The organism is Kitasatospora sp. MY 5-36 (assembly GCF_001182915.1).
Taxonomy (GTDB): Bacteria; Actinomycetota; Actinomycetes; order Streptomycetales; family Streptomycetaceae; genus Kitasatospora.
This window is the reverse complement of the sequence record NZ_LFVW01000181.1, coordinates 1-9,973: the sequence shown is the minus strand read 5'-3', so window position 1 is coordinate 9,973 and position 9,973 is coordinate 1. Positions and strand designations below refer to the sequence as shown.

The window sequence follows — 9,973 nt, the reverse complement described above, 5'->3', positions numbered from 1 at the left end:
GCCCCGCCGCCCGGCTGCCCGGCCCACGCGGGCGGCGGCATCGCCCCGACCGGCCCCGGCGGCCTGCGCCGCCTGTACGGCCCGGAGGCCGAGGCCGACCCGACGGTCCTGTACGACAAGCTGCGCGCCGAGCACGGCGAGGTCGCCCCGGTGCTGCTGCACGGCGACCACCCGGCCTGGCTGGTGCTCGGACACGGCACCAACATCACCGTGATGCGCACCCCCACGCTGTTCTCCCGGGACTCGCGCCTGTGGAACGCCTTCCGCAACAACGAGGTCCCGCCCGACTCCCCGCTGCTGCCGGTGGTCGCCTGGCAGCCGATCTGCGTGTTCGCGGACGGCGACGAGCACCGCCGGCTGCGCGGGGCCCTGCTGGACGGCCTGAACGGCTTCGACCGGCGCGGCATCCGCCGCCACGTCCGCCGCTTCACCACCGACCTGGTCCAGGTGGTCGGGCCGACCGGCCAGGCCGAGCTGATCTCCCAGTTCGCCGAGCACCTGCCCATGCTGGTGATGACCAAGCTGCTCGGCATGCCGGACGAGTACGGGCCGCAGCTGGTGACCGCCGCCCGGGACCTGATGAAGGGCACCGAGACGGCGATCGCCAGCAACGAGTACGTGGTCGCCGGTCTGCGCCGGACCATCGCCCTCAAGCGCGAGCACCCCGGCGACGACCTGACCAGCCGTCTGCTGGCGCACCCGGCCGGGCTGACCGAGGACGAGGTGATGGAGCACCTGCGGGTGGTGCTGCTCGCCGCGAACGAGACGACCGTCAACCTGATCGCCGACTCGCTGAAGATGGTGCTCACCGACCCGCGCTTCCGGGCCCACCTCTCCGGCGGCCAGATGACCCTGGGCGAGGCGCTGGACCAGGTGCTCTGGGACTCCCCGCCGATGTCCCTGGTGGCCGGCCGCTGGGCGACCGCCGACACCGAGCTGGGCGGTCAGCAGGTCCGGGCCGGGGACCTGCTGCTGCTCGGGCTCGCGGCGGCCAACGTCGACCCGGTGGTCCGCCCCGACCTGGCGGCCCCGCTGTACGGCAACCGCTCCCACCTGTCCTTCGGCGCCGGGCCGCACGAGTGCCCCGGCCAGGACATCGGGCGGCACGTCGCCGAGGCCGGGATCGACATCCTGCTCACCCTGCTGCCGGACGTCCGGCTCGCGGTGCCCGAGGAGGAGCTGGTCTGGAGCTCGGCCTGGATCTCCCGGCACCTGACGGCGCTGCCGGTGGAGTTCACCGCCCGCGACATCGAGCCGGACCCGCTCTCGGTGGCGGAGGCGGAGCTGGCGGAGGCCGACGCGAAGGCGGAGGCGGGGGCAGGGGTGGAGACAGGGGCGGAACAGGCGAAGGCGGCGCCGGAGCGGGGCGTCCCGGCGGCCCCGACGATCCCGGCGCAGCGCCGCGGCTGGTGGGACGTGCTCACCGGCCTGTTCCGGCGCTGACCGGCACCGCCACTGACCGACACCGACACCGGCGCCGGTGTCGGTCAGTGGCGGTGCCGGTGGCGGTCAGCCGTCGCGCCCGTCCGTCCGGCGCCGGTACAGGGTGAAGGTGTCCACCGGGGTGAGGTCCCCGTGCGGTCCGTCGAAGGTGTAGTAGGTGACCTTCATGGTGGTGGTGCCGCCGCGCCGGTCGCCCGGGTCGACCTCGAAGGCCGCGAAGCCGTGGGCGTGTTCGCGGTCCTGGACGGCGGCCCAGGGCGCGTCCTCGGTGAGCCAGATCGACTCCCGGTAGGGCGCGCCCGGTTTCGGGTCCTCCAGCCCGATGACGACCCGGCCCTTGGGCTGCTCGAAGAGGTCGTCCTGGGTGGTGGCGGCGTTGCCGCCGGCGCCGATGACCATGTGGACGGTGCCCCGGCCGGTGTCGACCATGTCGGTGCGGGTGCTGGTCGGCACCGGGGTGCGGGCGTCGTTCGGCAGGGTGCCGCGGACGGGGTGGGAGCGCTCGTAGTAGTGCTCGTGGCCGCACACCACCAGGTCGACCCCGTAGGCGTCGAACAGCGGGCCCCAGGTCTCGCGCAGGCCGAGGTCGCTGCCGGAGCCGTGCTTCGAGCTGGAGATCATCGGGTGGTGCATGCAGACCACGATCCAGTCGATCGCCCGGTTGTTCCGCGTCGTCCGCAACTCCCGCTCCAGCCAGCGCCGTTGGGCTCCGTCGGAGAAGCCGCGCAGGTAGACGTCGCCGGAGTTCTGGATGGCCTCGTCGTCGTTGGCGAGGCTGATGAAGCGCACCGAGCCGACGGTGAAGGCGTACCACAGGCCCCGGGTCTCCTCGTCGGAGGAGGCCGAGGAGTCGGGGAGGGAGAAGTACGCCTGGTAGCCGAGCGCGCCGATCGGGCCGTTGCCGCCCTCGTTCTCGTGGTTGCCGACGCAGGGCATCCAGGGCCGCAGCCGGGTGGAGCGGCTGTTGCTGATGAACCAGTCGGCCCAGGTCGCGGTGCGGCTCTGGCCGTGGCGGCCGGCGTAGGAGGAGTAGCAGAGGTCGCCGTTGATGAGGTTGAACAGCGGGCCGACGCGTTCGACCGCGGCGACGATGTCGGCGGAGGCCGCGGTGCCGACCTGGCTGCTCATGAACACCGGGTACTTGCCGAGCGGGGAGGGCATGCCGTCGGGGAAGGTGATCCGGCGGCGGAGGTTGGGCGCGGCCTGGTCGCCGAAGCTGGTGAAGGTGAACGGGGCGCGGCCGCGCGGGGCGGTGGTGAAGGTGCCGGTCTCGGGGGTGGCCCCGTCATGGCCGGCGCTGTAGAGGTAGGTGCTGCCCGGGCGCAGGCCGGTGAGCCGCGCGTGGTGGACGTACACCTCGACCTTGTCGATCGAGTCCCGGTAGGTGCGGGTCTCGGCCTGGACGACCCGGCCGAGGCCGCCGTCCGGTGAGCCGTACCGCACCTGCGGGCGGCGCACGGACTGCGGGGTGAGCCAGGAGACGGTCATCTCCGTGCCGGCGTCGGTGCCGAACTGGAGGTGCAGCCCGGACACCGCGGCCGTTCCGGAGCGGTGCGGGGTGGTCTGCAGGAGCGGGCTGGTGGGCGCGTCGTCGGCCGGTTGGGCGGCCGCGGGTTGCGCGCCCGCCGTCGAGGCCGCGGCCACCAGGGCGGCTCCGGCCGCCGAGGTGCCCTTGAGGATGGACCTGCGTGCAATGGTCATGAGGACTCCGCCTGCCGAGTGGGGGTTCGACAGGCAGTCACTTTAATGACATGTGCACGTAAAGACGATCGTTTTCGCAGCTTCCGTTCGCACGCTTCGTTCTCAGGCTTCGTTCTCAGGCCTCGTTCTCAGGCCTCGTTCGCAGGCCTCGTTCGCAGGGCCCGTTCGCAGGGCCGGGCTCCTACGCCTTGCGGCCGACTCCCCCGTACACCCCGACCTTCCCCTCGCCCGGCACCGGGTCCCCGGCGGGATCCGGGTGCCAGCGGTCGACCAGGACGACGCCCGGGTCGTCCAGTTCCAGCCCGCTGAAGAAGCGTTCGACGCGCTCGCGCGAGCGGAGGTGGAGGTCGATCCCGGCCTCCGCGTAGCGGCGGGTGGCGATCCCGGCGCGCTCCGGGGCGATGTCGGCGGTCCCGGCCGAGAGGGCGAGGAAGCTGCCGGCCGGCAGGGCGTCCAGGAGCTTGCGGACGGGCGGGTGCGCGACCTCGTCGGAGAGGAAGTGGACGATGTTGATGAGCGTCAGGGCGACCGGCTCGCGGAGGTCCAGGGTGGCGGCCACCCCCGGGTCGGCGAGGAACTGCTCCGGCTCGCGCAGGTCCCCCTGGACGTAGGCGGTACGGCCCTCGGGGGTGCTGGTGAGCAGGGCCCGCGAGTGGGCGAGCACGATCGGGTCGTTGTCGACGTAGACCACGCGGCAGGCCGGGTCGACGGCCTGGACGATCTCGTGCAGGTTGGGCGTGGTGGGGATGCCGGTGCCGACGTCCAGGAACTGGCGGACGCCGTGCACCCCGGCGAGCCGGCGGACCATCCGCCGCATCACGGCGCGGGCGGCGGTGGCGTCCTCGCGCACGCCGGGCAGTTCGGCGAGGACGCGGTCGCCGACCTCGCGGTCGGCGGGGAAGTTGGTCTTGCCTCCGAGCAGGTAGTCGTAGACCCGGGCGGAGTGCGCCCGGTCGGTGCGCAGGTCCACCGGCGGCGGCTCCTCGAACCCGGCCTCGGTCAGCCAGCTCTCCGACACGCGGCCCCCCGGCGCGCAGTCGTCCGAGCCGCAGCCGTCGGGCCCGCAGTCCTCCGGCAGGCCGCCGTCCTGTGTGTTGGTGTCCGGTATGTCGGTACCCGGTGCGTCGATGCCCACGCCAGCCCTCCCCGTTCAGCAGTGGTCCGGACCACTCAACCACAGCCGATGACTGTCCGTCAGGCGGTTCCGGGTGTCCGCTGAACCGCTCCTTCCGTCTCGCGGACGGCCTCGGCGAAGGAGGGCACCTTCATCGCCGTCAGCAGCGCGAGGGCCGGGCCGGCCGTGCAGACGGTGACGTACGCGGGGATCACGCCCAGCCAGTGCCGGCCGCTCAGCCACTCGGCGAGCAGCGGGAAGGTGCCGCCGAACGCCGCGATGGTGGCCGCGTTGACCACGCCGAGGCCGACCGCCCGCACCTCGGTCGGGAACAGCAGCCCGGTGAAGACGTTGAGCGTGCCGAGCACCGTGGCCACCAGCATCCCCAGCAGCACGGCGACGACCTGGAACGGCAGCCAGCCCTGGCGCAGCCCGGCGAGCAGCACCCCGACCAGCGGGATCGGCAGGCCGAAGCCGATCCGGGCGACGGGCAGCAGGCCGAAGCGGTCGGCGGCGGCGCCGGTGAGCAGCATGGTGGCCAGCACCACGCCGAGCACCACGGTCATGAAGGAGGCCGCCTCCTCCTTGCCGATCACGTGGTAGGCGGCGGCGTACTGCGGCAGGTACACCAGCGCGAAGTAGTAACCGACCGTCCCGCCCAGGGTGTTGAGGAAGACGGTGAGCACCGCCCAGCGGTGCTCGCGCAGCGTCCGGAGGAACGGCGGGCGGGCGGCGCGGCCCGCCCGCTCCCGGGCGCGGTGGAACTCGGCGCTCTCCGGCGCCCACCGCCGCACCCAGACGGCGGCCAGCCCGAGCAGCGCGGCGACCACGAAGCCCCAGCGCCAACCGCCGTTCTCCAGGCCGGACTTGCCGAGGGTGTGGATCAGCAGGGTGAGCACGCCGAAGGAGAGCAGCGAGCCGAGGATGATCCCGCCGTAGGAGACCGAGCTGAACGCGAAGCGGTGCCGCCGCGGGGCGGTCTCGGTCACGTACGCGGCCACGCTCGGCGCCTCCCCGCCGAAGGCGAGCCCCTGCACCACCCGGGCGAGCACGGCCAGCACGGCCGCCCAGACCCCGATGCTCCGCTGGCCCGGGACGGCGGCGATGCCCAGGCTGGCGACGGCGATCACCGCCATGCCGAGGCTGAGCGCGAAGCGCCGTCCCCGGGTGTCGCTGAGCCGCCCGATCAGGTACGAGCCGACCGGCCGGGCGACGAAGCCCACCGCGAAGGTGACGTACGCGCCGAGCACGCCGCTGACGCCGTGTTTGCCGTGCCCGAAGAGGTCCGCCGCGAAGTAGGGCGCGAGGACGGCGTAGATGTTCCAGTCGAAGGACTCGACCACCGACCCGACCGTCGCCGCGGCCAACTCCCGCCGCCGCCCACCGGTTTCCGCCTGGTGACGGAGCGGTGCCACCGCACTGCTTTCTGTCATGGCCTCAGCATGGCACCGTTCGGACCGCCGCGGAATCACTTCTCGCGGCCGGTGGGCGGCGTGCTCCGGTCCGTTGACGCAGAGCACTCTGAGAATCCCATGTGACTGATGTGACAGGCAGGTGATATTCCTGTGCCGTGCATTCCATGATCACCCGGACCCCGCGGCGCGCCCTGCCCGCCGCCGTCGCAGCCCTCGCCACCGCCGCCCTGCTGGCCGGCTGCACCAGCGGAGGCGGCACCGCCGCCGCGCCCTCGGCCTCCCCGGACGCCGCCGCCGTCGCGACGCCGAGCGCCGCCCCGACCCCGACGCCCAAGCCCACCGGCGCCGCCGACCCCGCCCTCAAGGCCTTCTACGGCCAGCAACTCGCCTGGGGCCCCTGCCAGAAGGACCCGCAGAACGAGGAGGACGTCTCCGCGCTCCAGTGCGCCACCCTCAAGGTGCCGCTGAACTACGCCGCACCGGAGGTCGGCACCCTGGACGTCGCCGTGGTCCGCAACCCGGCGACCAAGCCCGACCAGCGGATCGGCTCGCTGCTGATCAACCCCGGCGGCCCGGGCGGCTCCGGCGTCGGGATGGTCACCTACGACCCCAAGGGCTTCGACGGCCCGGTACACGACCGCTACGACATCGTCGGCTTCGACCCGCGCGGCACCGCCGGCACCAGCCCGCTCAACTGCCTGGACGACCGCACCCGGGACGACTGGCTGACCACCGACCAGCCCGCGGCCGACCACGGCAAGCAACTGGCCGACGCCTGCCAGGCCAAGTACGCCCAGCTCCTGCCCTTCGTCAGCACCCGCAACAGCGCCCGGGACATGGACGTGCTGCGCGGCGCCCTCGGCGACCAGAAGCTCAGCTACCTCGGCCTGTCCTACGGCACCTACCTCGGCTCGCTGTACGCCGAGGAGTTCCCGGACAAGGTCGGCCGGCTCGTCCTGGACGGCGCCACCTCGGCCTCCACCTCGCTGGTCCAGCACAACATCGAGCAGCAGGGCGGCTTCGAGCGGGCCCTGAAGGCCTTCGCCGCGGACTGCGTCACCAAGGACGCCTGCTCGCTCGGCAAGGACCCCGAGCAGGCGGCGCAGAAGCTCGCCGCGTTCCTCGACGGGCTCAAGGACAAGCCGCTCAAGACGGAGAAGGGCCGCACCCTGACCTCCAGCGCGGCCTGGACGGGCGTGCTCAGCCGGCTCTACGGCGGCGAGAAGGCCTGGACCGGTCTGCGCAACTCCATCGGCTGGGCGATGGTGCGCGGCAAGGGCGACTACCTGCTGGACCTCGCCGACGGCTACAACGGCCGCGACAAGGACGGCAAGTACCGCCCCTCGGCGGACGCCTACACGGCCATCCACTGCGCCGACGGCGCCACCGACGCCCCGGCCGGCGAGCAGTTGCAGGCCGCGCTGACCGACCTCGCCGCCAAGGCCCCGCTGGTCAGCAAGCACGACCCGATGGCCGCGCTGTTCGACCCGGACTGCCGGATCTGGCCGGCCGCCTCGACGGAGAGGCCGCACGCGGTCAAGAACACGGCCGCCGCCCCGATCGTGGTGGTCGGCACCACCGGCGACCCGGCCACCCCGTACGCCTGGGCCGAGAAGCTGACCGCCGAGCTCGGCAACGCCGTCCTGGTCACCCGCGAGGGCGAGGGCCACACCGGGTACGGCGCCAGCAAGTGCGTGCGCGCCTCGGTGGACGCCTTCCTGCTCGACGGGACCGTCCCGGCCGCGGGCATCCGCTGCCCGACGGACTGATCCGTCCCGCACGATGACGGCGCCGGGCCCGCGGGCCCGGCGCCGTCGCCGCTTTCCGGGTCAGTGCCCGGGGTGGTGGACGAACCGGTAGGTGTCCCGGTCGAGTTCGGTGACCTGGACGCCGATGGCGGCGGGCCCGGCGATCCGGGCGCGCAGGGCGGCGAGCACCCGGGCGGTCAGTTCGGCGCGCTGCTCGGCGCTGCGGCCGGCCAGGATCTTCACCTCGACCAGCACCGCGGCCTCGCCGCTCGTCCCGTCGCCGACCCGGTGGCCGCCGGCGGGGCGGAAGAGCGTCTTGCAGTCCGCCACCGTGGTGTCGATCACCTCGGTGATCGCCTGGTGGACCTCGGCGGCCAGCGCCGTCCGGTCGAAGTCGAGTTCGGCCGAGTGGTCGACCAGGATCTGCGGCACGGGAACCTCCGGGAGTCGTTGCCGGGACGCCGCCGACGCTACCGGACGGGCCCCGAGCGCAAACCCCGGGCCCCGGCGCGGGGTGCGGCGCCGGGGCCCGGGGCTGTCCGGTGGAGCGGTGGCCGGGTCAGCAGCCGAAGTCGACCTTGCGGAAGGTCACGTAGTGGTCGGCGGTGTAGTAGTCCTCGTGGTACTGCTTGCCGGTGACGATGCGACGGGTGCCACGGGTCGGCGAGCCCGGGGTGACCACGGTGTACTCGTGGTAGTAGCCGGTCGCCTGCGCGGGCAGCACGCGCTCCTTGTTCTGGAAGACGACGCCGTCCTGGCTGTACGGGAAGGGACCGCCGGAGGCGATCAGGTTGAGGGTGGTGTGGGCCTGGGAGGGCAGGGCCGACAGGCACCCCGAGCCGCTCACCGCGGCGTGCGCCTCGGTGGCGACGGCGATCGGCGCGAGGGTGACCAGGGCGACGGTGGCGGTGGCGGCGACGCGGGTCTTCCACGCGCGTAGAGTTCGGGTCATGACAACCAGGATGGCGATCCTCCGGGCCCTCCGGAAGCCCCGTTCCAACTCTTCACCTCCGGTCAACTTCGCCGTCCCTCCCAGGACTTGACCAGGTCAGCCGCGCGACAGCACCAGCGACTGGACCGACGCCAGCCGGCGCCAGTCACTGGAGACGATGCTCGCGTGCGCCTTCGCCAGCTGCTCGGTGCGGGCCCTCGCCTGGTCGGCCGTCGGGTCGGTGGCACTGATCTCCGGGGCGACCAGGTGGGAGTCCGTCATCACCAGCAGGTAGTGGGCGTTGTCGTACCAGGCGGTGTCGATGGTCCTGACGAAGGTGGAGGCGTCGCCGTCGAAGACCACGAACCAGGGCCGGATCGAGGTGTCCGCGCCGGTGTACTGGCTCCGCGGGTCGCCGGTGGCGGCGCCGAGCACGGATGGGAAGACCTGCGCCTGGCCGATCCGGCCCGCCGCCGCCAGGTCGCGCAGGTGCCGGCCCTGCTCCACGTCGGTGTGCAGGGTGTCGAAGGGGTTGCCCAGCTCGACGGTGCCCGGGATCGCGTACAGCAGCACCTTCCCGGCCAGCGCCGAGCGGCGCGGCCAGTTGCCCGCCCGCACCGCCTCGTCGACGCTCGCGTACGAGCCGCCGCCGGGCTTGGCCAGCAGGTCGGCCGGGCGCAGCACGGCGGAGCCCAGGTGGTCGGCGATCAGCGCGTCCAGCTGGTCCGGGCCCATCCCGAGGTCGGCCGAGTAGCCCGGCTTGAGCTCCAGCTTGATCACCAGCGGCCCGGCGCCCGGGTGCGCGGCGAGCCAGACCCGGACGTCGTCCAGGCAGTTCTCCAGGTACTGGTCGGTGCTGCCGCCGTACAGCTGGGCGGGGGTGCTCGCGGCGGTGCAGTTGTTGGAGTTGCCGAACGGGTTGGAGTGGCTGACCTGCCACCGCTTGGTGAAGATGTTCGGCCAGAGGTCCAGCTCGATCATCCCGGTGCCGGTGTCCAGGCCCTGGGCGAGGTACGGGAAGGCCGCCGGGTCGTAGGTGTTGTGGAGGCCGACGGTGGTCGCGGAGCCGAACGGCAGGTCGCCCGGCCCGGCCGTGGTGGCGTCCGCCGGGGCGGTCGGGATCAGCGCGGCCGCGGCGGCGATCAGGCCGGCGGCCAGGAGTCCGGTCAGGGTGCGGCGTACGGTCATCGGAACGGTCCCCCAAGTCGTGGGATGCCGGCCGCCCTGCTCCCGGGCAGCCTGACGAAGCATCGCCCGCCCGGGCGTGCTCAGGATGAAGAAGGCACGACAATAGCGTGACGGCTGCACCGCTTCTCCCCCGCTCCCCTCCCCTTCCTCCACGCGCTCCGCACCCGTCCCACCCGCCACGCCCGGGACGGTGACGGAACGTCATGGCATCGGAGCCGCGGGTTAGCGTGGCCCGCGAAACGGGGCGCGGCCGACCGGTGCGCGCCGAGGCGCCGAGCGGCGGAGGCTGCGATGTCCCTGGTCCGGGTCCACAACTTCTCGATCTCCCTGGACGGCTACGGCACGGGCGAGGGCCAGAGCCTCGACGCGCCGTTCGGCCACGCCCGCGGCCGGCTGCACAGCTGGTTCTTCGGCGCCCGGACGTTCCGGCGGA

Annotated in this window: 8 protein-coding genes and 1 pseudogene; 3 read left to right on the top strand and 6 right to left on the bottom strand. The window is 73.2% G+C overall.

The window, feature by feature from the left end; all coding sequences use genetic code 11:
• The coding region (locus AE652_RS13550) for a cytochrome P450 (protein WP_049651580.1) at positions 1 to 1,443 on the top strand (1,443 nt) is incomplete at its 5' end.
• A 66-nt stretch (positions 1,444 to 1,509) separates the two neighbouring features.
• On the opposite strand, the gene AE652_RS13545 is transcribed toward AE652_RS13550, so the two are convergent.
• The 3 genes from AE652_RS13545 to AE652_RS13535 form a co-directional block, all read right to left on the bottom strand.
• Positions 1,510 to 3,144, bottom strand: a complete 1,635-nt coding sequence (locus tag AE652_RS13545) for a metallophosphoesterase family protein (protein ID WP_049651579.1) — start codon at positions 3,142 to 3,144, stop codon at positions 1,510 to 1,512.
• Between the two features lie 181 nt (positions 3,145 to 3,325).
• Entirely contained in the window at positions 3,326 to 4,147 is an 822-nt protein-coding gene (locus tag AE652_RS13540) for an SAM-dependent methyltransferase (protein ID WP_107086434.1), read from the bottom strand.
• Positions 4,148 to 4,338: 191 nt separating this feature from the next.
• Complete coding sequence (locus tag AE652_RS13535) at positions 4,339 to 5,691, bottom strand: MFS transporter (RefSeq protein WP_082345700.1); 1,353 nt, start codon at positions 5,689 to 5,691, stop codon at positions 4,339 to 4,341.
• 146 nt (positions 5,692 to 5,837) lie between these two features.
• Here AE652_RS13535 and AE652_RS13530 point away from each other — a divergent pair, with 146 nt between their 5' ends.
• Complete coding sequence (locus AE652_RS13530; protein ID WP_049651578.1) at positions 5,838 to 7,442, top strand: alpha/beta hydrolase; 1,605 nt, start codon at positions 5,838 to 5,840, stop codon at positions 7,440 to 7,442.
• A 60-nt stretch (positions 7,443 to 7,502) separates the two neighbouring features.
• Here the strand turns inward: AE652_RS13530 and AE652_RS13525 are convergent, their stop codons facing one another.
• The 3 genes from AE652_RS13525 to AE652_RS13515 all read right to left on the bottom strand — a co-directional run bounded on the left by AE652_RS13525 (position 7,503) and on the right by AE652_RS13515 (position 9,540).
• Entirely contained in the window at positions 7,503 to 7,853 is a 351-nt protein-coding gene (locus AE652_RS13525) for a 5-carboxymethyl-2-hydroxymuconate Delta-isomerase (protein ID WP_049651577.1), read from the bottom strand.
• 127 nt (positions 7,854 to 7,980) lie between these two features.
• Positions 7,981 to 8,373 (bottom strand): ribonuclease domain-containing protein, encoded by a 393-nt coding sequence (locus AE652_RS13520; RefSeq protein ID WP_049651576.1) that lies wholly within the window; start codon positions 8,371 to 8,373, stop codon positions 7,981 to 7,983.
• A gap of 96 nt (positions 8,374 to 8,469) precedes the next feature.
• On the bottom strand, positions 8,470 to 9,540 hold the full coding sequence (locus AE652_RS13515) for a phosphatidylinositol-specific phospholipase C domain-containing protein (protein ID WP_063780152.1): 1,071 nt from the start codon (positions 9,538 to 9,540) through the stop codon (positions 8,470 to 8,472).
• A gap of 291 nt (positions 9,541 to 9,831) precedes the next feature.
• Here AE652_RS13515 and AE652_RS13510 point away from each other — a divergent pair.
• Positions 9,832 to 9,973: pseudogene (locus AE652_RS13510) on the top strand (dihydrofolate reductase); the annotation flags it as partial.